The 26,732-nt window shown below is 55.2% G+C and carries 17 protein-coding genes and 1 pseudogene; 4 read left to right on the plus strand and 14 right to left on the minus strand.

Translation table 11 applies throughout. The features are described 5' to 3' along the window. Positions 1-264: 264 nt before the first annotated feature. From glgA to glgB, 4 genes and pseudogenes are all read right to left on the minus strand, one after another. A pseudogene (gene glgA / locus ACI48J_RS16930) lies at positions 265-1,638 on the minus strand (glycogen synthase GlgA); the annotation flags it as partial. Between the two features lie 110 nt (positions 1,639-1,748). Further along, a complete protein-coding gene (glgD, locus tag ACI48J_RS16935) occupies positions 1,749-2,858 on the minus strand; it encodes a glucose-1-phosphate adenylyltransferase subunit GlgD (RefSeq protein WP_326054935.1) in 1,110 nt (369 codons plus the stop codon). A gap of 7 nt (positions 2,859-2,865) precedes the next feature. Continuing rightward, a complete protein-coding gene (locus ACI48J_RS16940) occupies positions 2,866-4,014 on the minus strand; it encodes a glucose-1-phosphate adenylyltransferase (protein WP_405079407.1) in 1,149 nt (382 codons plus the stop codon). After that, complete coding sequence (gene glgB, locus ACI48J_RS16945; RefSeq protein WP_405083247.1) at positions 4,004-5,953, minus strand: 1,4-alpha-glucan branching protein GlgB; 1,950 nt, start codon at positions 5,951-5,953, stop codon at positions 4,004-4,006. The genes ACI48J_RS16940 and glgB overlap by 11 nt, the downstream gene beginning before the upstream one ends. A 251-nt stretch (positions 5,954-6,204) precedes the next feature. Here glgB and ACI48J_RS16950 point away from each other — a divergent pair, with 251 nt between their 5' ends. Further along, the gene (locus ACI48J_RS16950) at positions 6,205-7,071 is read left to right on the plus strand and encodes a class I SAM-dependent methyltransferase (RefSeq protein WP_405079409.1); all 867 of its coding nucleotides are present in this window, start codon (positions 6,205-6,207) and stop codon (positions 7,069-7,071) included. A 3-nt stretch (positions 7,072-7,074) separates the two neighbouring features. Then, positions 7,075-7,812 carry an RNA pseudouridine synthase gene (locus ACI48J_RS16955; protein ID WP_326054930.1) on the plus strand — a complete coding sequence of 246 codons (738 nt, stop codon included), beginning with the start codon at positions 7,075-7,077 and terminating at the stop codon, positions 7,810-7,812. On the opposite strand, the gene ACI48J_RS16960 is transcribed toward ACI48J_RS16955, so the two are convergent. Beyond that, positions 7,777-8,181 (minus strand): MarR family winged helix-turn-helix transcriptional regulator, encoded by a 405-nt coding sequence (locus tag ACI48J_RS16960; protein ID WP_405079410.1) that lies wholly within the window; start codon positions 8,179-8,181, stop codon positions 7,777-7,779. The genes ACI48J_RS16955 and ACI48J_RS16960 overlap by 36 nt on opposite strands. A gap of 476 nt (positions 8,182-8,657) precedes the next feature. Here ACI48J_RS16960 and ACI48J_RS16965 point away from each other — a divergent pair, with 476 nt between their 5' ends. After that, positions 8,658-8,825: a hypothetical protein gene (locus tag ACI48J_RS16965; protein WP_405079411.1), complete on the plus strand. Its 168-nt coding sequence runs from the start codon at positions 8,658-8,660 to the stop codon at positions 8,823-8,825. Positions 8,826-8,843: 18 nt separating this feature from the next. Here the strand turns inward: ACI48J_RS16965 and gyrA are convergent, their stop codons facing one another. Genes gyrA through ACI48J_RS16990 form a run of 5 tightly spaced genes read right to left on the minus strand, consistent with a single transcriptional unit; the run spans position 8,844 to position 16,152 of the window. Beyond that, the gene (gene gyrA, locus ACI48J_RS16970; RefSeq protein WP_326054926.1) at positions 8,844-11,306 is read right to left on the minus strand and encodes a DNA gyrase subunit A; all 2,463 of its coding nucleotides are present in this window, start codon (positions 11,304-11,306) and stop codon (positions 8,844-8,846) included. 24 nt (positions 11,307-11,330) lie between these two features. Further along, entirely contained in the window at positions 11,331-13,304 is a 1,974-nt protein-coding gene (gene parE / locus ACI48J_RS16975) for a DNA topoisomerase IV subunit B (protein ID WP_326054925.1), read from the minus strand. A gap of 48 nt (positions 13,305-13,352) precedes the next feature. Further along, the gene (locus tag ACI48J_RS16980) at positions 13,353-14,345 is read right to left on the minus strand and encodes an ABC transporter permease (RefSeq protein ID WP_326054924.1); all 993 of its coding nucleotides are present in this window, start codon (positions 14,343-14,345) and stop codon (positions 13,353-13,355) included. Beyond that, entirely contained in the window at positions 14,338-15,327 is a 990-nt protein-coding gene (locus ACI48J_RS16985; protein WP_405079413.1) for an ABC transporter ATP-binding protein, read from the minus strand. The genes ACI48J_RS16980 and ACI48J_RS16985 overlap by 8 nt, the downstream gene beginning before the upstream one ends. A 15-nt stretch (positions 15,328-15,342) precedes the next feature. Next, positions 15,343-16,152: a GDSL-type esterase/lipase family protein gene (locus tag ACI48J_RS16990; protein WP_326054922.1), complete on the minus strand. Its 810-nt coding sequence runs from the start codon at positions 16,150-16,152 to the stop codon at positions 15,343-15,345. A gap of 259 nt (positions 16,153-16,411) precedes the next feature. On the opposite strand from ACI48J_RS16990, the gene ACI48J_RS16995 reads away from it, so the two are divergent. Then, positions 16,412-17,095 (plus strand): hypothetical protein, encoded by a 684-nt coding sequence (locus tag ACI48J_RS16995; RefSeq protein WP_405079415.1) that lies wholly within the window; start codon positions 16,412-16,414, stop codon positions 17,093-17,095. A gap of 71 nt (positions 17,096-17,166) precedes the next feature. Here ACI48J_RS16995 and ACI48J_RS17000 read toward each other — a convergent pair whose 3' ends face one another. From ACI48J_RS17000 to ACI48J_RS17015, 4 genes are all read right to left on the minus strand, one after another. After that, complete coding sequence (locus ACI48J_RS17000) at positions 17,167-18,303, minus strand: acyltransferase (protein WP_326054919.1); 1,137 nt, start codon at positions 18,301-18,303, stop codon at positions 17,167-17,169. 192 nt (positions 18,304-18,495) lie between these two features. Next, entirely contained in the window at positions 18,496-20,346 is a 1,851-nt protein-coding gene (locus ACI48J_RS17005; protein WP_326054917.1) for an ABC transporter ATP-binding protein, read from the minus strand. Continuing rightward, a complete protein-coding gene (locus ACI48J_RS17010; RefSeq protein ID WP_405079417.1) occupies positions 20,339-22,123 on the minus strand; it encodes an ABC transporter ATP-binding protein in 1,785 nt (594 codons plus the stop codon). Before ACI48J_RS17010 ends, ACI48J_RS17005 begins: the two co-directional genes overlap by 8 nt. Positions 22,124-22,752: 629 nt before the next feature. Next, a complete protein-coding gene (locus ACI48J_RS17015) occupies positions 22,753-26,535 on the minus strand; it encodes a dynamin family protein (RefSeq protein ID WP_405079419.1) in 3,783 nt (1,260 codons plus the stop codon). Positions 26,536-26,732: the final 197 nt, after the last annotated feature.

Consider the following 26,732-nt stretch of genomic DNA (forward strand, 5'->3'; position numbering starts at 1 on the left):
GCCGCCGTCGTCTTCTCCCGTCTCGCTGACGGCTGCGGACTTCGGCCCGGAGGAGGTCCGGCCGCTCGCCGCTGCCGGAGCCGCTTCCCTTAGCTGGGCCGCATGAGCCGCAGCCACCCGGAGCTGAGCTTCCTGTTCACCGCGCCGCCGCTCCGCTTCCTGCCAAGCTCTCTGGCGCTCTTTAGACGCGTCCGCCGCCTCCCGGATCAGCTCCTGGTACAGCGACTTGTACTGCAGGGCCGATTTTTTCCAGCTGAAATCGGTCTTCTTGATGTTCGCCATCAGGTTGCGCCAGGCATCCTGGTCATGGAGATAGAAATGCACTGCGCGTCTGACGGTATGCAGCATATCGTGAGCGTTGTACGAGTTGAAGCTGAAGCCCGTGCCTTCGCCGGTAAACTCATTGTAAGGCTGCACCGTATCCTTCAAGCCGCCCGTCTCTCGGACGATCGGCACCGTGCGGTAGCGCATCGCGATGAGCTGACCGATTCCGCAGGGCTCGAAGAGCGACGGCATGAGGAAGAGGTCCGAGCCGGCATATACCTGACGGGCAAGCCCGTCGTCGAAGGCGATGTACGCAGCCAGCTTGTCGGGATGCCGGGCCGCCTCCTCGCGGAACAGCTGCTCGTATTCGTGATCTCCGGTTCCCACGATCACCCATTGGGCATCCAGGGAAAGCAGCTCCGGCAGCACGTGACGGATCAAATCGATCCCCTTCTGCTGCACCAGCCGGGTCACCAGCGATATAACCGGCACGTCGTCGCGGACCGGCAGACCCAGCCGCTGCTGAAGGTGTGTTTTATTCAGCCGCTTTTTGGACAAGGAGTCCCGGTACGTGACAGCCAGATGGGAATCGGTCATCGGATTAAAGAGATCGTAGTCGATCCCGTTGACGATGCCCACGGTCGCCTCGCTGCGGTAGCGCAGCAGGCTGTCCATATGCTCGCCGAAGAACGGCGTGCGGATCTCCTCCGCGTAAGTCGGGCTAACCGCCGTAATCCGGTCGGAATACAGCAGTCCGCCTTTCAGGAAGCTGCCGCCGTCGTACATTTCGAGCTGATCCCCGTTGAAATAGCCGGCGTCCAGGCCGAACAGATCCATCATCGTTTCTTTGGAGAAAAGTCCCTGGTAGCGCAGATTGTGTATCGTAATGACTGTTTTGATATCTTCATAGAACGGATAGTACGGGCTGTACTGCGCTTTCAGCAGTACCGGAATCATGCCGGCCTGCCAGTCGTGGCAGTGGATCACATCGGGCTTGAAGCCGATATGCGGAAGCGAGTCGATTACGGCTCGGCAGTAAAACGCGAATCGTTCGGCATCGTCGCCGTAGCCGTAATGCCCTCTTCTGCGGAAATAAAACTCGTTGTCCACGAAATAAAACGTGACGCCTTCGTGTTCCAGGGTTTGTATGCCGCAGTACTGCGAGCGCCAGCCCAGATTTACGCGGAACGTAACGAGGTTCGCGGTCTCCATCTTTTCTTTGAATACTTCAGGAATCTCGTCATATTTGGGCAGAATGACCCGGACATCCGCCCCGTTGCGTTTAAGTTCCTTGGGCAGGGACCCGATTACATCACCCAGTCCGCCCGTCTTGGCGAAAGGCGCCGCTTCCGAAGCCGCAAACAAAATGTTCATGTACGTCTCCACTCCCGTCTTCTGAATTTCTTCTAAAGTTCTATTTGAAAAAGCCAAACCGGAACCGCTCGGCGGCGTCCGGTTACGGCTTTTGATTGTCGGAATCCGTTTTAGATGACCTTCATTTTAGCCGCGATGAACGGTGCCCGAACATCCCCGGTCAATACACGCCCGCGGCTGATGAACACGTCCTTGTCCAGAATGGCGTTCTCGATCACGACATTTTCTTCAATGGAGCAGTTCTGCAGGATAATGCTGTTTTTCACAACAGCCCCCTTGCTGATTTTTACGCCCCGCGACAAAATGCTGTTATCGACCTTGCCTTCAATGACGCAGCCGTTGGCGATCAAGGAATTGCGCACGTTCGCGTTGGCCTCGTAACGGGCAGGCGGTTCGTCCTTTACCTTGGTGTAGATGAGATCCTTGCGGAAGAACAACTCCCGCAGCACCGACGGGTCCAGCATTTCCATGCTGTGCCGGTAGTAGCCCTGGATCGAATTCACGATCCCAAGATAGCCGTCATGACGGTAACCGACCACATTCAGTTTGTCGACGTTCTTCATGATCCCGTCCCGGACCAGATGATCGTAGCCCTGCGCCAAGCAAGTCTCCACCATGTCCAGAAGGAGCGATTTGCTCATAATATACATTTCCATGGACACGTTATCCGTACGCAGACGTCCGGTCTGGTCCTCTATGACCGTCACTCTGCCGTCCGGACGTACCGCAAGGCGGCGGTAGCTTCCCGAGTATTCCTCTTCCGCCTCTTTATAAATGACGGTAACATCCGCCCTCATATCTTCATGGTAGCGGACGGCGTCTTCGAAATTCATGTTGCATACCATGTGGCTGCGTCCGATGATGACCAATTCTTCCCGGCCCCGGTAAAAATAATCGCGGTGGGAATAGAATTGGAACAAATCTCCGCGCGACATGCCCGCCGGATCGTCCTGGACGGACGGCAGCACGAACAGGCCGCCTCGCTTACGGTCGAGATCCCATTCCTTGCCGGAACCGAGATGATCCATCAGGGAACGGTATTTGTGCTGGGTAAACACCGCCACGTTGCCGATCGAGGAATTCACCATGTTGGATAATACAAAATCGATCAGCCGGTACCGGCCTCCGAACGGAACCGAGGCCGCACAGCGGTGAAGCGTAAGCTCTTCCAGATCGTCCGGCTCGTTCACCAGATTGATAACGCCCATTACATGCTTCATGCTACCCTCATCCTTTCGATTCCGTAGTCGCCCGTATGTGTTCTCCTGCGCCGATCAGCACGATTTCTTCCCCGTCTCCTACGGCCGCCCCGTCATCCACGATCGTATTTTCCCCGATGATCGCTTTGCGGATGGTGACATTATTGCCGATTCTCGCTCCCGGCATGATGACGGAATCCCGGATCACGCTGCCTTCGCCGATATGGACGCCATAGAACAGGACGGAGTGGTCCACATCCCCGAACACGGAGCACCCTTCGTTCACGAGTGAACGGCGTACTTTGGCCCCGCCCGACACAAACTGGGCAGGCTGATAAGGCGTTACGGAGTAGATGCGCCACGATTTATCGTTCAGGTTCAGCTGGGTCGGATCGTCCAGCAGGTCCATGTTCGCTTCCCACAGGCTCTGTATGGTGCCGACATCCTTCCAGTATCCCTGGAACGGGTAAGCTACGAGGTTCGCCCCTGCTTCAAGCATCGCCGGAATAATGTCCTTGCCGAAATCTTTGCTGGAGTCCGGGTTCTCGTTATCCTGAATGAGATATTTTTTCAGCGCTTTCCAGTTGAACATATACACGCCCATGGAAGCGAGATTGCTTTTGGGTTCCTTCGGTTTTTCCGCGAACTCCGTAATTTCGCTGTCTTCATTTACGCTCAGAAGTCCGAAACGCGACGCCTCTTCCCACTTGACCTCGATCACTGCGATCGTGGCGTCCGCCCCCTTCGTTTTGTGGTAAGTGAGCAGCCGGTCGTAATCCATTTTATAGATGTGGTCCCCCGAGATGATCAGCACGTACTCCGGCTCATAGCGGTCGATAAACCCGGTATTGCGGTAAATCGCGTTCGCCGTCCCCTGATACCAGTCTCCGCCGCCCTGCTCCATAAAAGGAGGCAGCACCGTTACGCCTCCGTTTTTACGATCCAGGTCCCAAGCCCCGCCTATACCGATATAAGAGTTAAGCACGAGCGGCTGATACTGGGTAAGCACCCCCACCGTATCGATGCCTGAGTTGGTGCAGTTGCTGAGCGTGAAATCGATAATGCGGTACTTTCCGCCGAAATGAACGGCAGGTTTCGCCAGCTGCTGGGTGAGCACGCCAAGTCGTTTGCCCTCTCCTCCGGCAAGCAGCATGGCAATACATTCTTTACTTCGCATCTTTCGATTTCCCCTTTCGTCGCGAGGTGCGTTCGACTTGTGATCGTTTCAGATAAACTGCGGCCAGCGGCGGTACGCGAAGCGACAAGCTGTAGTCAAAACCGTGCAGCGGAACCGCTTCGCTCGAAAGCGGCTGCCGGTTGGCCTGGCCCGACCCGCCGTATGCCTCGTCATCGCTGTTAAAGATCTCCGCATACGTTCCCGGTCCGGGAACGCCGATCCGGTAATCCGGATGGACGACCGGCGTAAAGTTACACACGACGATGAGATCGTCCTTGGGCTTCTTGCCTTTGCGGATAAAAGCAACGACGCTCTGGCTGGAATCGTCGGGCGAAATCCACTGGAACCCGTCGTGGCCGTGATCGTTCTGCCATAAGGCAGGCTGCTCCAGGTAGAAGCGGTTCAAGGCCCGGACATAGGTCTGCATTTTGCCGTGCAGCTCATAGTCCAGCAAGAACCAGTCCAGATCCTCCAGGTCCTTCCATTCGTCGAACTGGGCGAATTCGCCGCCCATGAACAGAAGTTTTTTCCCCGGATGACCGGACATATAACCGTAAAGCACGCGGGTGTTGGCAAACTTCTGCCAGTAATCTCCCGGCATTTTATGCAGAATGGACCGCTTGCCATGCACGACTTCATCATGCGAAAGCGGCAGTACGAAATTTTCGTTGAACGCGTACATAAACGAGAACGTGATCAGACTATGATGATGTTTCCGGTGTATCGGGTCCAATTTCATATAGTTCAGCATGTCGTTCATCCAGCCCATGTTCCACTTGTAATTAAAGCCCAGCCCGCCCGCATCGACAGGCGCCGTAACTTGAGGCCAATCGGTGGAATCCTCGGCCATCATCAAGGCGTTCGGATAAGAGCCGAAGACGACGGTATTTAATTTCTTCAAAAATTGGATCGCGGACGGATTTTCGTCCCCGCCATGCTCGTTCTTTACCCACATGGACTGCGGCTTGCCGAAATTCAGATACAGCATGCTCGCCACCGCATCGACCCGAATGCCGTCAATGTGATATTTGTCCATCCAGAACATCGCGTTGGAAATAAGGAAGCTGTGAACCTCCGGCTTGTTAAAATCAAAGGCCAGCGTCCCCCATTCCGGCTTTTCGGCCAGATTGGGCGCGTCCGGTTCATAGAGCGGTTGTCCGTCAAACTGGCGCAGGCCGTGGGCATCTTTGCAGAAATGACCCGGCACCCAGTCCATGATGACGCCGATGCCCGCCTGGTGACACCTATCCACGAAATACATAAAGTCTCTCGGTTCGCCGAACCGGCTCGTCACCGAAAAATAGCCCGTCGCCTGGTAGCCCCAGGAACGGTCGAAAGGATGCTCCGCAAGCGGAAGCAGCTCGATATGGGTATACCCCATTTCGAGAACGTAGGCGACAAGTTCGTCCGCCAGCTCCCGGTAGGAGAGGAGCACGTCCTCTTCGCGGCTTTTCTTCTTCCATGTTCCTAGATGAACTTCGTAAATGTTTAAAGGCTGATCGTACGCCGGTTTGCGGGCGCGCTGGCGCCGCCAGTTCTGGTCTCCCCACTTATACCCGTCCAAATTATAAAAGCGGGAAGCGGTTCCCGGGCGCAGCTCCGAATAAACGGCATAAGGATCGGCTTTCAGGATGATCCGGCCGTCCGGTGTGCGGATTTCATATTTGTATAAGGAGCCTTCCGCCAGACCGGGAACCGCAAGCGTCCAGATGCCGCCGGATTCCGGCACGGTCTCCATGCGGTGGTTTTCTCCGTTCCATTCGTTAAAATCGCCGACGACGCGCACTTCACGGGCATGAGGCGCCCAAACGGTAAAGCGTACGGCCGTTGTCTTACCCCTTTTCTCTGCGTGTGCCCCGAATAGGCGATAACTGTGATAAGAAGTTCCTTCATGGAACAAGTAGATGTCTTCGGAGCCGGGGATCTGTTTACCCGCCATATGCTTCAACCCATCCCCCTCTTGTATAGTCATCTTTTTGTACCCGATTCGGCACTCCGTGAAACGAATAGGCGCTTTATCGGGCACACTCCTTATATTGGCTTCCATCAAGGGATGTTGTACAATAGATGCTTAGAAGAAAACGGTGTTAAAAACCGCAAGTTATACCGGCATCCGCCCGCGGACGGATTGCTGTTTTTGCATGAGGAACCGCTGTACATTTTGACGCGAGGAAAGAAGGAAATGAACCGATGTATGTAGCTAATCGCTGGAACGACTATGAACTCCTGGACACCGGCGGAGGAGAAAAACTCGAACGCTGGGGTTCTTATGTATTGCGGCGTCCCGACCCGCAAATTATTTGGCCGCTGACGGCCGAAACGGCAATCTGGAAGCAGGCCGAGGGGCATTACCGGCGCAGCTCTTCCGGAGGCGGCAACTGGGACTTCCGCCAGAACCTGCCGGAACGCTGGACGATCTCGTATGACAACAAACTCCGGTTTCATATTAAACCGACCGGATTCAAGCATACGGGCCTCTTCCCCGAGCAGGCCGCCAACTGGGACTGGATGATGGACAAGATAAGCAATGCCGGCCGTCCCATTAAAGTGCTGAATCTGTTCGCTTACACGGGCGGCGCCACTGTCGCCTGCGCCCACGCGGGCGCTTCGGTCGTCCATGTCGACGCTTCGAAAGGCGTTGTGCAGTGGGCGAAAGAAAACCTCGAGCTGTCCGGCCTTGCAGACCGCCATGTGCGATTCATTACGGACGACGTATTCAAATTCGTCCAGCGCGAGCAGCGCCGCGGCAACAAATACGACGCCATCATCATGGACCCTCCGTCCTACGGACGCGGACCGAACGGGGAAACCTGGAAGCTTGAGGACGATTTGTATCCGTTTATCGAGACGTGCATGACGATCTTATCGGACAACCCGCTGTTCCTGCTCGTCAATTCGTATACGACCGGCATCTCTTCCACGGTGCTCAAAAATATTTTGACCCTGGCGATGCACAAGCGTTACGGCGGACAGATCACCGCAGGCGAAATCGGGCTTCCGATCACCGCAAGCGAGCTGACGCTGCCGTGCGGGATTCTCGGCCGCTGGGAGGCGTAAGCCATGGCGGGACCGAAGCATTCGGCGGACGGGGCGGCGATTCCCGTCCTCTACGAAGACAATCACGTGCTCGTCGTGGAGAAGCCCGTCAATATGCCGACGCAGGAGGACAGCTCGCGCGATCCCGATCTTCTGAGCGTGCTCAAGGAAGACCTGAAGCGCCGGCATCATAAGCCGGGCAACGTCTTCCTCGGGCTCGTGCACCGGCTTGACCGTCCCGTCGGCGGCGTCATGGTGTTCGCCAAAACGTCCAAGGCGGCTTCCCGCCTCTCGGACAGCGTGCGGACACGGACGTTCGACAAGACGTACGCGGCCGTCGTGCGGGGCAGACCCAAGGAGCCGCAGGGCTCCCTGCGGCACTGGCTGCTCAAGGATACGCGGACAAACACCGTATCCGTGGTCAAACCCGGCAAGGACGGCGCCAAAGAGGCGCTCCTTGACTACCGGGTGCTCGGCAGCGCCGAAGGGCTCAGCCTCGTCCTGGTGAAGCTGCACACGGGCAGGCCGCATCAGATCCGGGTACAGCTGGCGGCCATCGGCTGCCCTCTGTACGGGGATCAGCGGTACGGCGCCGGAGCGAACGAACCGGGACAGCAGCTTGCTCTCTGGTCGGCCCGGTTATCCTTCCCGCACCCGACGCAGCAGGAGACGCTCACCTTCCGGTCAGTGCCTCCCGAGCGCCATCCCTGGTTCTTGTGGCAGGAGCTAGTTCGCAACCTTCCCGAGCAGATAAACGAGTAGCTGCTGATTGTGGGAGGAAATGCGGCTGAGATACGCGTCCAGCACTTCCTCACGGATCTGCAGCCCGCGCTCCCACTCGGATTTCCCTTTGTCCGTCGCGTCGACCCATACGACGCGGCGGTCTTTTTCATCCCGGCTCCGGGTAATGAGCCCCGCCCGCTCCATGCGGTCCAGCAGGGTCGTCACGGCCGCCGGCGTCGTAGCCAAATATTCAATAAAATCGGAAGGCTTCATCGTGCCGTTCGCAGCAAGCAACTCCAGCACGTGAAGCTGGCCTTCCGTTATCGTCGGTGCAAGCTGGTCTTCCATATTGGATTTGAGCTCCTTGGAAAGCTTCGTCCACAGTTTCGCAAATTCTACCGAATACAATTGCAATCACTCCTCCGATTCAAGGCTCATCCACTCTTCTATCCAAGTATATCACGTGTCCAATGGCGAAATATAGGTTAATGCCGTTAATACTTTAAGACAATAAGCCGGGCATTTCGCGCCTTTTCGCTAAGTTACGGGCTCTGCCGGCGGAAAAGTTGTCCGAATTGCGAGAACCGACGCCTGCGTCTTTAGCCTCTTTTTTGCGCTTCTCATTTTCCTCTCCGGCGTTTCCGCTCCTTCGCCCGGCATCTTTTTAAAGGATTAAATTCCCACATTTTCCACCCTCCGCTTATGCTCGCCTAACGTTTTGCACAAAATCCCGTCCACCCGCTTCTTCTTTCAGTCCGCATCCCTCTCCTACTTCCACTCCTCTGCACGCTTCTCTTCCCCTGTTCTCTAAAACGCGGCTGTCCCGCACATTTCTGGGCGGATGCACATACACTGTAAGTAAACGGCTGAAGGAGGGATTGCCCGTGCACATAAAAAAAAGCGCGCTGGGAAAGCGCGCACTTGATCTTGGTTTATTGAAGGACCCGGGCTGGCTCGAACGTCTGGACGAACAAGTGCCTCTGTGGGTCGTACTGGAAATCGCTTTTCAGCTCATGGAAACGATGGATCCGCCTACCACCAGCTATGATTGATATTTAATGGGAAATGTGTCACGCGTTCGGCGGACGTTTATCCAGGCTTGCGTTCTTAACAAGGGCGGCAATGCTTCCGCCTTTCGAAACCGGCACAAGCTGCTTTCCAATCGATTTACGGTCATCAAGCGGGGCCTGGTTGGTTTTGAAGACAGTTTTCTCTCCGCTGCTGTTCCAGGCAGCGATTTCGTAGTCCTGTTTGAAATAGAACATGCCGACCAGCTCGCTGCCGTTAGATTTCACGCGCTTGCCTTCCTTAAATTCAAACGTGCCGATCCCTTTGCCTCCGCGTCCCTGCAGCGGGTAATCCACCAGCAGTGTACGTTTGGCATAGCCGAGATCGGAGATTACGAGCACCTCGCCCTCATCTCCGTACACCCAATCCGCCGCAACCACTTCATCGCCTTCCCGCAGCTGAAGCCCGCGGACTCCCGCCGCGGCGCGCCCCATCGGATTGACTTCCTCCTCGCGGAAACGGATGCTCATCCCCTGCTTCGTCGCAAGCATGATATCCTTCGTTCCGTCGCTGAGCTGGACATGCAGGATCTCGTCGCCGGCTCCTACTTTACAAGCGACAATGCCGCTGGAGCGGTTCGTGTAATACTCCTTTAGGTCGGTCCGTTTGACCTGCCCTTTACGGGTAATGAAGACTAGCGATTTGCCTTCTTCGTTAAAATCTTTCACGGGGATCATGTCCACGATCCGGTCATCTTTCGCAATCGGAATAATGTTCACGATAGCGGTGCCGTTATCTTTCCATTTGTACTCCGGAATGAGATGGACGGGAAGCAGGAAATACTGCCCCTTGTTTGTGAAAATGAGCAGGCTTTCGATCGTGTTGACTTCCTTCAGATGGCGGAGATAGTCGCCTTCCTTAAGTCCCGTGTTGTCGACCGTGCCTCCGGATCTAGTATAAGAGAGCAGGCTTGTCCGTTTGATATACCCTTCGTTGGACAGCGTAACGAGAACGTCCTCCGGCGTCACCATCACTTCCAGGTTAACCTTGATTTCCTCAACCTCGTTCTGAATGTCCGACCGGCGCTCAATGCCGTACTTTGTACGGATTTCGTTCATTTCGTCCTTGATTACGCCGAGGAGCTTCTTCGTGCTTCCCAGAATGCCGCGCAGATGATTAATCGTCTTCTGCACGTCTTTCAGTTCTTTTTCCAGCGAAGTAATTTCCAGGTTCGTCAGCCTGTAAAGCTGGAGTACCAGAATCGCATCGGCCTGGCGCTCCGTGAAACCAAACTGGGTGACGAGATTTTTCTGGGCATCGAGACGGTTTTTGGACGCTTTGATGGCCGCGATGACTTCATCCAGAATGTTCAGCGCCTTGACAAGCCCTTCTAGGACATGTGCACGGTCTTCCGCCCTCTCGAGATCGTACTGGGAGCGGAACGTGACAACTTCCTTCTGGTGCTCGATATAGGCCGACAGCATGTCTTTCAAACCGAGCTGCTTCGGCGTCTTGTTCACGATGGCCACCATATTGAAATTATAGGTGACCTGGAGATCGGTCTTTTTCAAGAGATAAGCCAGAATCCCTTGGGCGTCGGCTTCCTTCTTCAGCTCCACAACGATGCGCATGCCGTCTCTTCCGCTCTCGTCGCGGACTTCCGCAATGCCTTCGACTTTTTTCTCCAGACGGATGTTTTCAATGGCGGTAACCAGTCTCGACTTCACGACTTGGTACGGAATTTCCGTCACCACAATCTGCTGCCGGCCCGCTTTGAGGTCCTGAATCTCCGTCTTGGAACGGACGTAAATGCGGCCTTTGCCCGTATTGTACGCGTCCCGGATGCCTTCCTCGCCCATGATGATGCCCCCCGTCGGAAAATCGGGGCCTTTCATATAGCGCATCAGCTCTTCTATGCCGATTTCGGGCGCATCGATCAGCGCCGTGCACGCATCAATCACTTCACGCAGGTTATGCGGCGGAATCTCGGTCGCAAATCCGGACGATATCCCGCTTACGCCGTTAACCAGCAGGTTCGGATAACGGGAAGGAAGAACAACGGGCTCTTTGGTCGTATTGTCAAAATTATCTTTGAAAAGAACGGTCCGCTTCTCGATATCGCGAAGCAGTTCCATCGCAATGGGCGATAGCCTTGCTTCGGTATACCGCATAGCGGCAGCCGGATCATCGTCGATCGAGCCCCAGTTGCCGTGGCCGTCGACGAGCACGTGGCCCATTTTCCAAGGCTGCGCCATCCGCACCATGCCTTCGTAGATGGGACCGTCTCCGTGAGGATGATAGTTACCCATGACATCCCCGACCGTCTTCGCCGACTTCCGGTACGGTTTGTCCGGAGTATTCCCGGAATCGTACATGGCATACAAGATGCGGCGCTGCACGGGCTTCAGTCCGTCACGGACATCGGGAATCGCCCGGTCTTGAATAATATATTTAGAGTAGCGGCCGAACCGGTCCCCTACTACTTCCTCCAGAAACGCGGGTAAAAACTGTTCCAAACTGCTCAACTCGGTTCACCTCTAGACGTTCAGTCACTCTTCGGATTCGGTAAAGTCTACATTTTCGATAATCCATCGTTTGCGCGGATCGACTTTGTCGCCCATCAGCGTCGATACCCGGCGCTCCGCCTTGGCCGCGTCCTCAATCTGCACTTGCAGCAACGTGCGGCTTCCCGGGTCCATCGTCGTTTCCCACAACTGGTTCGGGTTCATTTCTCCCAGTCCTTTATAGCGCTGCAGTTCGATGCCTTTGCCCAGATCCTTATGGAGCGCCTGCAGTTGATCATCGGTCCAAGCGTAGTGGACCGCGCTGTTTTTGCCTGCTTTCTTGGTCACTTTAAAAAGAGGCGGCTGAGCGATAAAGACTTTGCCGTTATCTATTAAAGGTTTCATGTACCGGTAGAAAAACGTCAGTAGCAGCACCTGAATATGGGCGCCGTCCGTGTCGGCATCGGTCATGATAATGATTTTGCCGTAGTTGCTCTCCTCGAGGGCGAATTCGGAGCCTACTCCCGCGCCGATAGTCGCGATGATCGCCCTGTACTCGTCGTTCTTGAGAATATCGGCGAGCTTCGCTTTCTCGGGGTTCAGCGGCTTCCCTTTAAGAGGCAGGATCGCCTGATGCTTCGAATCGCGGCCCTGCTTCGCGGAGCCTCCCGCGGAATCGCCTTCCACGATGAACAACTCGTTGCGGGCGTAATCTTTCGACTGCGCCGGCGTCAGCTTGCCTCCGAGATTGGAGCTTTCGCTGCGGCCTTTCTTGCCGCTGCGCACTTCCTCGCGCGCTTTGCGGGCCGCTTCACGGGCCTTGGCCGACTGGATCGCTTTTTTCAGCATGCTCTGGGCGATTTGCGGGTTTTCCTCCAGGAATACGGCCATTTTCTCCGACACGATAGCGTCTACGGCACTTCTTGCCGATGCGCTGCCGAGCTGGTCTTTCGTCTGGCCGACGAATTCAACCTCGCCCATCTTGATGTTGATTACCGCCATCATGCCTTCCCGCAGGTCGGTTCCGTCGAGATTTTTTTCTTTTTCCTTCAAAATAGCGGTTTTGCGGGCATATTCGTTCATCGCCCGCGTATAGGCGATTTTAAACCCGGTTTCATGGGTCCCGCCGCCGCGTGTCGGAATCGAGTTCACGAACGAAGCGATCGTTTCCGTGTAGCCGTCGTTATACTGGAGCGCGACTTCCACCTCGATGTCGTCCTTCTCGGATGCGAAGTGGATCACGTCGTGCATGACCGATTTGCCCTCGTTGAGGAACTTGACGAACTCGCTCGCTCCGCCGTCGTATTTGAACGTTTCGGCCTGGTCCGTGCGCTCGTCTTTCAGAATGACCTCCAGCCCGGAGTTCAGAAAAGCGATTTCCTGAAGCCGTTCGGCGAGGGTATCGTAGCTGATCGCAATGCCGTTCTGGAAAACGCGGCGGTCCGGCTTGAAGGTAACGCGCGTACCTGTTTTGTTCGTGGTCCCCGTCACCTCCAGTCCGGTTCTCGGTTCCCCTACATGCTCCACGCCCTTCTCGTCGACCCAATATTCGAAACGCTGTTTATGTATCTTGCCGTCTCGAAAGATCGTGACTTCCAGCCACTCGGACAGAGCGTTCGTTACGGAAGCGCCGACGCCGTGAAGGCCGCCGGACTTCTTGTACCCGCCGCCGCCGAATTTTCCTCCGGCATGAAGAATCGTAAATACAACCTGCGGCGTAGGTATGCCGGTCTTGTGCATGCCGGTCGGGATGCCCCGGCCGTTATCCTGTACGGTGACGGATCCGTCTTTATGAAGCGTCACCTCAATTTTGGAACCATGCTTCGCGAGGTGTTCATCGACCGCGTTATCGACGATTTCCCAAACCAGATGATGCAGTCCCGAAGTACTTGTGCTGCCGATGTACATGCCCGGCCTTTTGCGGACAGCCGTCAGCCCCTCCAGTACCTGAATCGCATCGGCATCGTATTCCGCCGGCTGGTTCGGTTGATTCGTCATCATCTCTAGCTGCTCGGTCATCGAAGCGCCTCCTTCTTTCCTTTTTCCATTCCCGAACGGGTTCATACGTTAATTTAAAATATCTTTACGGGTAAATACCCCAAACGAAACAAAAAGTGAGATCACAGCCCAGACCGACAGAACGGCCAGCGAAAACCCGAGGCTCATGCCTTTAATCGGAGGCAGCGCGCCCGTCATGTAATCGGTCAGCTTCAGATTCACCATAAACAAATACTTGGCCGCTTCCCAAGAGGATACCATATTGGTCAGAATCGTGCCGGAAATAAGCACGGCCAGCATAATTCCCATTCCGGCCGCCGTCGAACGGATGAGCACGGATAACATCAGGGAAAGAATGGCGACCACTATGCCGACAAACCAGACAAGTCCGGTTTCCATCAGCAGGTATTTCCACTGGTCGATGGCATGGACCCCGCTAAGATCCACGTCTCCTCCGCTCGCCTTGAAGCCGACAAACACCGGCATGTTCCATCCCCCGTACCCGAAAACAAGCCCGGATATGAGATAACTGAGCGCAGCGGTTGACAAAACGACGAGCGAAACGAACAGGATCAGCGTGATCAACTTGCTCATTAGGATTTTCCATCGCTTTACGGGTCTTGTCAACAACAATTTGATAGTGCCGCCCGAATGCTCGGATGAAATGATATCCGCCGCGATGACCATAATGATGAGCGGAATGAACAGAGAGATGGAGTTATTCAGAAATTCTCTGGTGAAAGTGACACCGTTGGGAGATTGCGGATTAATATCATGATCCAGATAATACTGGGATATTTTTATTTGTGCCCGCCTGAACTCTTTCCATTCCTCCGGAACTCGGGCGGAGCTGAGACTCCGCTGGTAATCCACGATTTTCTGGCGTTCCGAAGCTCTCCAATCCGTCGTGCCGAATTGCTTGATTGTATTCTGGGAGACGCGCATCTGTGCATAAGTAAACATGGGAATGAGAGCGAGCAGGATCAGAATGACCACGAGAAAACGCCGTTTTTTAACCATTTTGATGCTTTCGTTCTGGACTAGCGCCGCCAAGTTACCCAATTTTCTCACCCTCCGTCAGACTCAGGAACAGATCCTCCAGTGTCGGATGTTTCATTTCAATAGCGTAGATCCGGATTCCTGCATCCACCAGACCGCGATTTATTTCGGGAATCCGCTCTTCGCTCAACTGCGTGACAATCGTTCCCGCCCTTTCCCCCGCATGAAGCGAAGATAATGCGGCAGGCTCGTCTTCTTCAGCCGACAGCTCTTCTCGCCGGCCGAGCACCGTGACTCCCTGCTGCCTGCCCAGCCATGCTTGGGCTTCGTCAGCCGGGTCCACGGACCAGAGAACCGTGCTGCCGGACTGTACGATCAGCTCGTCCACTTCCCCGACCGCAATTACCTGCCCTTTGCTGATAATGGCGACACGGTCGCAGAGCTGCTGGATTTCGCTGAGCAGGTGGCTGGATACGAACAGGCTCAGCCCGCCTTTGGCAAGTTTGCGGATAAAAATCCGCATCTCCTTGATTCCTTGCGGGTCCAAGCCATTGGTAGGCTCGTCCAGAATGAGCAGCTTGGGCCTTGCCAGAAGAGCCTGGGCGATCCCGAGACGCTGGCGCATGCCGAGCGAGTAGGTTTTCACCTTATCGTGGATGCGCGCATCCATTCCTACCAGCTCGACGACTTCCCTGATCCTCTCCTCGCCGGCATCGGGGAGCATCCGCGCGAAGTGCTCCAGGTTCTCCCAACCCGTCAAATAGCCGTAAAGTTCAGGATTCTCAACGATACAGCCTACATACTGCATCGCTTCGTTATGCTGCTTCCGGACATCGAAGCCGCAGATCGTCACTACTCCCGAAGACGGCTTAATGAGATCCACGAGCATCCGGATCGTCGTCGTTTTGCCGGAGCCGTTGGGCCCCAGAAATCCGAATATTTCGCCGCCGTACACATCGAATGAAATGCCCTTGATAATTTCCTTGCCGCGGATGCTTTTTCGGACATCCCTCACAGACAGCACCAGTTCCCGGTCACCAGCCACAGTTCACTCCCCCTGTCATTTCAAAATTTGCGCCATCCGGCTTGCTATCCGCTCGTACCCGTCCTGATTCGGATGAAAATGATCCGTAAACAAATATTTGTTCAAATTTTGTTCGAACAAATCGTAAGTGGGCACGAAAACGGCATTCGGAAACTTGTTCGTCAGCGCGAAAGCCCCGTCGTTAAACTTCTGCACGATCAGGGAACCGGCTTTCTTCGGATCGAGATCCAAAAACGGATGATACAGCCCCACGTACATCACTTTCGCATCCGGATTCGCCTTGTTGATATTCGTCAAAATCTTGTCGAGATTGGCAAGAGTTGGCTCGACGCGTTTGGCTGCCGCTTCCGGATTGAAACCCTGGTCATTGTTCGTGAAAATGTCGCTGCCGCCCTGGAAGATATCGTTGCCGCCAATCGTAAGTAAAATAAGATCCGCCTGCTTCAGCGCATCTGTCGTCTTCTTGCCGTCCCATTCCTTAAGCAGCGCATCGGTCGTGGCGCCGGGAATAGCCAGATTATTCAGCACGTAAACGGGTTTGCCTGTCTGTTCCTCCAGCTTTTCCCGGAATCGTCCCACATATCCTTTGCCCGTACCGTCTCCGGTGCCCGCCGTAAGCGAATCGCCCAGGGATACGAGCTGAATTTTATTTTTCCGGTCCAGTTCGTTCACGGCCGGCGTTTCTTTCGGAGCCGCTGTCAACTGCCCCCCGCCGGAACCCGGAGACAGGACATCCTTGACCGCATATCCGAAGCCTCCGGCAAACAGAAGCGTGGAAATCAGGCCGGTCGTTCCGACAACAAACCATAACGTTCGCGATTTCATAGGTATAGAGGCCCCCTCTTCTTGTCCGTTCGTTCCTACTTAAAAGAGTATCCGTTCGTCCGTCTATTTGCAAATGGAGGAGCAGACAGGACAAAGCTGCGCACTGACATGATTTCTCTATTATAGAACACATGTTCCCCGGTTTCAAAGAATATTTCGATCCCTCAAGAACTATGCCTGGAAATGTTTTGAAAAATATGGTAATTTGATAAAGGTTTATTTCGTTTTTTATGTCTGATAGTAAAGGAAGAACCCATTTATGCGTCTCGTAAAAGTACGAAACCGATTGACGGGCTTGTTGATGCTGGCTTTGCTGGCAGGCGGCTGCTCCGCTCCAACTGTTTCGCCACCGTCCGAAAGCCCTTCCCCTTCCCCTTATGCAGCAGGCCCGGAACAATTGATTGTGGAACCGGCCGATCTTTTCGCGGGAGACGCCGCCAAATTCAGCCCTTTCCTCGGCAGCTACGCGGGCAGTGTATTGGTGCGCTACAAAGGGGTCAAAAAGCAGTTGAGTATCTCTTACAAGGTATGGGAAAACGGAAAGGCATCCGAGTCCGTAGTCTCTCGGCTTTCGCTGCCTATGGGGGGCAGTAGTGCGAACCCGCAAAAGGACTACAACGGAGAGTTCATCGTTTCGGTCCGTGAGGTTAAAGACGATAAAGATGAGAGCATCCTGAACTCCTACGCCGTAACGTCCAGCCTTAAGGACTCGGGAGGCTCTTCGACTTCAAGCTTTAACGTACCCGTGAACCGAAAGCTCTTTACCCAGTCCCATATGTTAAGGCTCCATGAAAAAATTACGATTCCCGACTCCACCCCGACTGCCGTCTGGGGATTTGCGGCTTCGAACGCCAATGCCGTCACGGTTACTTCCGGAAAATCGCCGGAAGAAGAAGCATCAAAAGCGCCCTACGCTTTTGTGATGTACCTCGCCCTGGAGTAAGCGCGTCACGCACACGACGGAAAAAGAAAATCACGCCCGTCTGGACGTGATTTTCTTGGCCGGACCCTACCCTAGCCGTTCATCGGAACGTTGCCGGGCGAGGCAGGTTTGCTTTTGCCGGGCTTTAATGCGCGTGCCGCTTTGCGGTAAAGAACGGCGGCCAGCAGCGAGCCTAGCAAAGCGCTCAGGAAGCTGAGCAGCACATATAGATTGTAAGCCGCCATACCGCCCGGCGCGGAAATTTTCAGCTTAAACGCCGTTAGAATCAGCGGGTGCATCAAATAAATGCCGAACGAGTAGGAGCCGAGCGGCAGCAGCCATTTCGCGGCGGCCGGCAGTTTGTCCAGCAGCCATTTGCCCACTCCGAGCAGGACCACAGAGATGGAAGTCGCGTAGAACAGCATGGCGATAACATACCAGGTATTCTCGAACATCCGGTTATCATACCGGTTAAGCAGGAACATCTCCACGTACGTTCCGCCGGACACCAGCATAACGAGCAGGGCCCACGATACGACGCTTTTCATTTTTTGACGGAAGAAATCGTAATACAGTCCTATAAACCCGCCCGTCAGGAAAAAACTGAAATAGGTCGGCGCCAGCGAAGGGTAATGATCGATATCCGCTACCCAATGGTTATAGGAATAGAAGCCCAACTGGATCAAAATACCGAGCGGAACCATCGAAACACGGAACCATTTGTACTTGGCGAGGAACATCAGCACCGGAAAAATCACATAAAACTGCAGGATAATGATCATGAAATAAAGATGATACCCCGTATCCGCCCACTGGATGTCCCCCAGAAACTCCCTCGCGTCCAGCTCTACGGGCTGTCCGGAAATCCACGGGTTGTATATATAATAAAAAAGAGACCAGATCAGATAAGGGACGACAACGCTCCATAGCCGGCGTTTGTAAAATTGGACCGCCGTCTTCACACTCCAGCTTCCCGAATACCGGTAGAACAGGACAAGTCCGCTGATTAGAATGAAGACAGGTACCGCAAATTGACAGGCCCGGTTAAGGGTGAACAAAATGATCTGCGACAAACTTCCCTCGTCCGGAACGACCTGCCCTTCCCACGGATATACGGCCGCTTCGGTTGTCGAGTGGATGAGTACGACGGCCATAATGGCGACAGCACGCACGACGTCCATTTCAAAAATTTTCAGTTTACTCGGTTTTGTAGTTATCTGGCGGTTCAAACAAATCCTCCTTCACTCGTGTTCCATCCAATTAATTACCCTATCACGACTTCCCCCCTTCTGTCGAGAGAGAACGGTTAACATTCTTTCACTCAGGCAGTTTTCGCCGGAATTGCTCGCCCATTCTTGCCCTCAAATCAAAAAGAACTCCCGGAGGAGTTCCCTTGATTCATCTTGATGCGTGCAGGCCCGTTAAATCGCATCCTGCAAAAATTTATATTGAGCCTGAATCAGCCCGTAATAAATGCCCTGATGCCTCATCAGCTCGTCGTGATCGCCGGTTTCCATAATTGTCCCGTGATCGAGAACGATAATCTTATCCGCACCGCGGATCGTGGATAACCGGTGGGCCACCATGAAGGAAGTTCGGCCTTTTAAGAGCGTTTTTAACGCTTCCTGGATACGCAGCTCCGTCTCGGTGTCGATGCTTGCGGTTGCTTCGTCCAGAATGAGGATAGCCGGGTCCGCGAGCAGCGCCCGGGCGAACGAGATCAGCTGCCGCTGCCCCATCGAGAGCGCGTTCCCGCGTTCCTGAACCTCCGTATCGTAGCCGAAGGGCAGCTTCAGGATGAAGTCATGCGCATGAACCGCTTTGGCGGCCGCTTCGACTTCTTCATCCGTCGCGTCGAGCCGCCCGAAACGGATATTGTCGCGGATCGTTCCCGAGAAAATGAACGTATCCTGCAGGACGATTCCAATCTGGGACCGCAGACTTTGCAGCTTAACATCGCGTATATCCTTCCCGTCAATACGGACGCAGCCTTCCGTCGGATCGTAGAAGCGGCAGAGCAGGTTAATGATGGTGCTCTTGCCCGAACCCGTATGACCGACAAGAGCAATGCTTTGTCCCGGCTGAACGTCCACATTGATATGGTTCAGGGCGGTACGGCCTTTCTCATATTCGAATACGATATTCTCGAAGCTGACCTGCCCCCGGATCGGCGGGAGTTCGGCAGCATTTTCTTTCTCGCCGACGGTCGGCTGCTCATCCATAAATTCGAAGATGCGCTCGGCGGAAGCCATGGCCACGAGAAGCTGCGAATACATTTGGACCATCCGGTTGATCGGCTCCCAGAAGTTACCGATGTAGCTCGCGAAAGCAACCAGGAGACCGACCGTAATTTCCTCGGACTGGATCAGGCTCGCTCCGTACCAGAACAAGATAAAATACCCGATCGCGCCCGTAATCTCGATGATCGGCCCGAAGCTCTGGTTCAGCTTGGAAGCCCGGTTCCACGCTTGTTTGTTGTCCTCGTTCATCTGTTCGAAGAAGCGGATATTTTCCTTCTCCTGCGTATATGCCTGCGTGACCCGGATTCCTTGAATACACTCGTTGAGATGGGCGTTCAGGCGGGACTGCTTGATATTAACCGTCTGCCACGAGCGTCTGACCCGTTTGCGCAGCTGGGACGAGACGATAAACATGAGCGGAACCGTAATAATAATCGCGGCTCCCAGTTTGAAGTTGATCGTCAGCAGAATAATCACGATCCCGACAAGCTGGACACAGTCGATCATCATGTTGACGACACCGTTCGTGAACAAATCCTGAAGAGAGTTCACGTAGTTCGTTACACGCACTAGCACCGAGCCCGCCGGCCGCTTATCGAAAAATTCGAAGGACAGCCGCTGAATGTGCCGGAACAGGTCGTGCCTGAGGTCGTAAATCACCCGCTGGCCGATTACACTCGTATACTTGATGCGGTATTTATTCGCCAGCCACTGAATGATATACACCCCGAGCATTAAAGCGACCATGCCGAACAAAAATTTAGCGTCCCCTCCGACATGAAGCGACGAATCGATCGTCGTACTAATGATGAGCGGGATCGACAGCTTCGTTACCGCTCCGACGATCATCATGACGATTACGATCGGAATAATCTGCTTGCTGTAAGGTTTCATGTATACGGCAAGTCGTTTAAACTGCCCCCAGTCAAACGATTTCTCAAGCATCTCGTCGTCTTGGTAGACGAACCGTTCACCGCTCCCGGCTCCTTTGCCGTTCACTTTCTCTTCGGACTGCCGCTGCCGGTTACTCATGGACTGCCGCCCTCCTTTGCTGCGCATCCGCCGCTCCCGCGACATCGGGATGATCCGAATATTGGATGCGGTACGTTTCCAGATAAGGGCCTTCTTGGCGGATCAGCTCCGAGTGAGTCCCTCTTTGTACGACGTGCCCTTTATCCAGCACGATAATTTCGTCGGCGTGTTTGAGCGAAGAAATACGGTGAGCGATAATAAACGTTGTCCTGCCCCGCATCACTTCCTTGAATCCCGCCTGGATTTCCTGTTCCGTCTCCATATCGACCGCACTGGTCGCATCGTCCAGAATAAGAATTTTAGGATCTTTAATCAGAGCGCGAGCGATGGCGATTCTCTGTTTTTGTCCGCCCGAGAGGCCCATTCCCCGCTCACCCACGACCGTGTCGTAGCCAAGGGGCATCTCCATAATAAAATCATGCGCTTTCACAAGCTTGGCGGCGCGGATGATCTCGTCCATCGTCACGTCTTTGCGCCCGTACGCGATGTTGCCCTTGATCGTCGAGGAGAATAGGAACGTTTCCTGGAAAACCGTCGCGATCTGGCTTCGGAGACTTTCCAGCCGGATGTCTTTAATATCCATTCCGTCCAGTGTAATCTGTCCGGTTTTTACGTTGTATGCCCGCATGAGCAGGGAAATAATCGTCGATTTCCCTGACCCCGTACCGCCCAGAAAACCGATGACGGTCCCGGGAGGCGCGTTCAGACTGAGATCATGGACAGCCGCATCCGCATCCGGATAAGCGAAAGTCACCCGGTCAAAGCTTACATGACCTTTTACGGTTTCGGGGTTCAGTTCCACTGCATGCTCCCCATCCTTCACATGAACGTACTGATGGAGAATTTCGAGAATTTTCTCACCCGACGCTTTGGATTGCGTATAGTTGTTAATGTGAAATCCGATTCCCCACATAGGCCCGATGATGTACCAGACGAGGCTGAAAAAAGCGACGAGTTCGCCCACGGACAGCGATCCGAGGATCACCATGTAACCGCCCACACCGAGCAGAATAACGGCACTCAGGTTCGCGATCAGTTCCATCACCGGGAAATACTTGGACCAGATCTCCGAGGTAATGACGTTGTTCGCCCGGTATTCCTCGTTGCGGAGCGTAAATTTCTCGACTTCGTAAGGTTCGCGGGCAAAAGATTTCACCGTCCGCACCCCTGTAATATTTTCCTGCACAGCCGTCGTCATATTGCTCATGGAAGCCCGGAGCGAACGAAAGGCCGGATGGATTTTTCCCTCGAAACGAATGGCCGCAAAAGCCAGAAAAGGCATTGTCAGCATCGTCAGAAGCGTCAGTTTCCAGCTGATCGAGAACATCATAACCATTCCGAAAAGGACCATCAAAAACACGTTCAGAATTTGCGCGAAACCGAAGCCGATGAAATTCCGGATCGCTTCAAGATCGGCCGTAAGACGGGACATCAGATCCCCGGTTCGGGCTTTGTCGTAGTACTGGAAAGACAAGTACTGGAGCTTCTCGTACATCGCTTCCCGCATGTTATACGCGACCCGGTTGCCGAGCCGTCCCCCGCTGAACCCGTGCAGAAACTGGAACAGCGCTTTCACAGCAATCACCCCTACTACGAATAGAGCGAGTACCGGGACCTGATCGTAGCGCTTCACCGCGATAACGTCATCAATGAGATAACGCAGCAGGTTCGGGTACACAAGGCCTAAGGCCGTCGTGCAGATCAAGCAAAAAATAGAAGCGAAAAGCAGCTTCCGTTCGGGCCAATAAAACCGTTTGAGCCCCTTAAAGACTTCCATAGCATCCTCCTGGACATGGGCCAAGTTCACCGAATTTTGAGCAAGGCTTTACCTAGCAAACCTTAATGAATCTTAACACCATCCCCGTAGGGCGGCAACGAGTGGAAAGAGGCTGAATTCCCCTTAACCCTTCATTTGTTCACGATTTAGACACCTGAGAGTTGCTATCCTTGTAAATCATCAAATTTCCCATCAATGAAAGCGGTATCATAACAAACCTAACTAAACCCGGTTTTTCTTTAAACCGTCTTTAAATGCGTGCCCTTACTTCCCCCTTTTGCCGTAAAAAAAGAAAGACCTTCACCCGAAATTCGGTAAAGGTCTATCTCTCTGAAAAATCGTACGATATAGCCGAGGCGGAACGAAGACGACAGAAGCACTCTGACCGCCTAATGCGCATGCCTCAAGGCGATTCGCCTGCTTGCGATACAGCGCGGCCGGAAAAACCCTTCCTGGAGAAGGACAGGACGGCCGTCGCAATCGTTCGCCCCGTAACGCCCGGACCAGCGTATCCGGACAAACCGGCTTCCTCCGTTCTCTAAGAGAGCTGAGCTGAGTCAAGACTCCTTTAAACAGTTGCCTGCCTCAAGGCGAAAGCAGCCAAAGACGCCGGGCTACCCTGTTTCCTGTTACTGTCCGGCTGAAGCTTCTCCGCTCCGCGACGGAATCCATTTGGAGAGCTCGTCGCGCTTCGAAGCCAGAACGCCGACGTCCGTACGCATTTGGAGCGCGTCTCTCATGCCTTCCAGATGCTCGCGGTAGCTCTCAAGATGTCTTTCTTCCAGTACCGCGAACGTTTCCGACAGATGTCCCGCATACAATTCCTTCAGCATCGCTACGGCGCTTTCTACGAACCGAGCGACCGGATCGTTCAGTCTGCCCTCAAGCTCCGCCCTCAGCTTGCTTTTTCCTTCGCCCTCGAAGAAATACTTGGCGTTCTTGAAATGAGCGGCAAGCACTTTGTCCGTTACATCGGGAGCTTCCAGAGGCAGCTTGTTATCCGGCGTGTCGAAAGAAACGGATTCGTACGCTTCGAATTCGTAGCTTTCCAGCAGTTTGCGGAGTCCGGTCCCCCACGATTCGTATGTCCCTTTCGCAAGCTTATTCAGAAACTGCTCGATCCGCAGACTGGTCGCCAGCACTTCCTGCTGTAGATCGAATTCGATCATCCGAAGGAGGTCGCGCCAGCTTTCGCGCAGGGCGGCTTTGGGGTCCCCGCCCCCTTCACGGAAGGAAGCCGGGTTGAAGGAGGCGTTGTACAGCTCGCCGAACCGGTACATCGTCCGCTGCTTCACGTAATAGAGCAGTTCCTGGATTTCCTTGGCCAGTTCGCGATGCACAGGCGCAGGGTCCGTATCCTTCAAGAGACGGATAGCCGCTTCCTCCGCACGCTCCAGCGCCTGTAAACGCGCTTTGCGAGCCTCTTCCCCCTGCTGCGCTCCCTCTATACGCTCCTGGAGAACATGCAGCGCCCGTTCAAGTTCCTGATCGGCGGAGCGCAGCGAAATATCCGTCAGCTCCTCCAGCGTGAAGCGGATAAAGTCCTGTTCGAACGGAACTATGCCGGAAGCCTCCAGCTTCTTGCCGTCCCCGGACAGCTTCCCTTCGGCGGCCAGATGGCTCGACACCGGGTAAATCCTCGGATGACGGATTCCGTGCTGAAGCAGGTTCGTTTCAATGTGACGGACAACGCCCTGCAGCTCTTCCTCGCTTGCGGCCAAGTCCGCGGCATTGACGAGAAAGAACATTTTATCCAGTTCAAAGCTGTCTTTAACCCTTCCGAGCTGCAGCAAAAACTCACGGTCCGCCTGGGAAAAGGCGTGATTATAGTAGGTCACGAACAAAATCGCGTCCGCGTTCTTGATATAGTCGAAGGCGACGCCCGTGTGGCGCGCATTGATCGAATCCGCTCCCGGCGTGTCCACGAACACGATTCCCTGCTCCGTAAGCGGCGTGGAATAATGCAGCTCGATGTACTCGACGAAGCAAGACTTGGATTCTTCCGCCACATAGCCGGCGAATGCATCCTCTCCGACTCTCTGCTGCGTTCCGAGAAGCGGGGCGGCATCGGGCCAGCCTTTGGCCACCGCTTTGAGGAACGTAAAGTGCGGCTTGCCCTTGGCCGTCACGTTTTCGGGCGTAAGCCCCCGGATCGCCGCCAGCGCCTCTTCCATGGCGGACGCCCGGACGCCCAGCACATCCAGGGAGAACAGCACGTCCTGGAGCATCACTTCCGCCGACTTCATCTGCACCTTGGCCGTTCCATGCGGCCAATCGGCAGTAGGCGGCACGATTTTGTTAATCGCCGCCGTCGTCGGATTCGGCGACACGGGCAGTACGCGCTTGCCGATCAGCGCGTTGGTGAAGGACGACTTGCCGGCGCTGAAAGCGCCGAATAAGGCGACGGTGAACGTCTTATGCCGCAGGCGCTCGGCCTTCTCGCGCAGCGAGCGCACAATGGATCTCATCGACGGCATATCGCCGAGGAGATCCGCCGCCGCCGCGAGATCCTGCGCGCGGCGCTCCGCACGCTTCGCGCCGCCGAGCTGCGGCCCGCCCGCGGCCGCCACCGCGGCGCCGGAGGCGGCGTTGCCGCCCGCCGGGGCTGCGCTCGCTCCGACAGCCGGAGCGTTCCGCGGCGCAGCGGCCGTGCCGCCTTCCCCGTCCGCGAGGCTGTCGCGATCCCCCGGCGCGGTATGCGCCGCACGCAGGATCGTCTCCATCTCGGACGTGTGCAGCACGCCGCTTACCGCGGCCTCTTCGCCGCGGTAAGCGGCAAGATCGGGCAGCTCGTACGCTTTCGCGTGCGGCCAGGAGGCCAGCGCTCGCAGAGACTCCTCGCGGGCCGCCTCCTCGCGTTCGAAGCGATTCAGCTCGCGCAGGGCGCCGAGCCGCTCTTCCAGCCGCCGCAGATCGGGCGCCAGCTCGGAATCGAGCCGGACCGAGCAGCTGCCGGCAAGGCCGGCGAGCCGGTCGATCATCGCGAGCGCCGAGCGGCGAGCGGCCGTTTTCAGCTCCGCGGCCGTCTGGCGCATATACGTCATCGTGTATTCGTTTCCGAACACGGCTTCCGTGTTGACCTGCGAAGCGAGCCACGAAGACGTGACGTCCACGCTGAACGCGTCGATATCGGCCAGCAGTTTCTCGTCGGTCATGCCAATGCCGCTGTACGCTCTGCGAAGCGCATCCCTCAGATGCCAGTCCATCTGGGCGTGAACCTGCTCGGCGTAATCCTCGCGGAATACGTCCAGACGCCGCTCCACCTCCGCGGCCGTCTTTGCGGCCGCTCCGAAGAAGCCGACCTTGAAGCCCGGCTTCCGGCTGAGCAAATATTCATGCGCTTTGTCGCGGGTCAGTGCGGGCGTTACATTCGCATTGTCGATGATCGCCGCAATCTCTTTCCTCAGCGAGTCCGTCAGCTGCCCTGGCAGCGACTGCGCTTCGTTTAGGCGGCGGCTCAACTCCTCGTACTCGGCCAGTACTCCGGCCGACTCCTCTTCGTCCACACGCTCGCGCAGAACCGCTTTCTGCGGCTCGCTTTGCTCCCTCAGCCACTGGATATGCTCGCCGATCAGATGATCCGCCGCCGCGTCCACACTCGCTTCTCGAAGCTCCAGCTGCATGCCGATCAATCGGGACAGCAGCCATTTGAGCTTGCCCGACTCGTTGCAGGGATGGTCCGGCTGCTTCATCGTCACGAAGAACATTCCGTCGGGGTAAATGCCCCAACTGCGGAATGCTTCCAGTGCGCTTTCTTTGTACGTGTCGAAAGAAAGCTCCTCTTCCCGGTGTTTATCGATTTGGTTCACAATCAGATAAAGCGGCTTGCCGCGCTCTTTCATCTGTTTCGTGAAGGCCAGGTTTATTTCCGATTGAACATGGTTATAGTCCATGACATAGAAAACCGCATCGGCCAGATGCAACGCCGACTCCGTAGCCATGTGGTGAGCCCCGTCCGTGGAATCGATTCCGGGAGTATCCAGAAGCACGGCGTGCTCCCCGAGAAAAGGCAGCGGATACGAAATACGAACTTCCTCGATATCCGTTCCGTTAACGCAGTAAGCGTCCAGTTCGCTCAGCGGGATCCGACGTATTCTCGCCTCTTCCTCGCCTTCACTCCTCTGAACGACTTCCGCCCCTTCTTCCCCGCTCTCGATGCTTACGATATTCGCGCTCGTCGGAATCGGGCTGGAAGGCAGAAGCCGGTGCCCGCATAACGTATTGATCAATGTGGATTTGCCCGCCGAGAAGTGTCCGCAGAACGCGAGCACGGTTTTCTCGCCACCGAGCTTGTTTTCCAGTTGAATGAGCTTGCGTACCCGCGCGCCGTCGCCGGCCCCCTTCATTTCTTCCCGAAGGCGGTCGAATGCGCGGAGAACCTCGTCCTTTCTTTGCTCCATAAGTACATTCATTGAGTTTCTAATCTCCTTCTAATCTCCCATGCCATTGATATCGGTTTAAGTGTAATCCCGGGTGTTCCGGAAGTCAATTTCTGTTTATACGCAAAAACCCGTCCGTCGCGCACGGAAAACAACGCCGAAATATCGGCGCGTCCCTGGCGGACAGACGGGTAACCTGCTTGGAAGCCCGGTTGGTGCGGAGCTCAGCG

The organism is Paenibacillus chitinolyticus (assembly GCF_045038035.1).
GTDB lineage: Bacteria > Bacillota > Bacilli > Paenibacillales > NBRC-103111 > Paenibacillus_F > Paenibacillus_F chitinolyticus_A.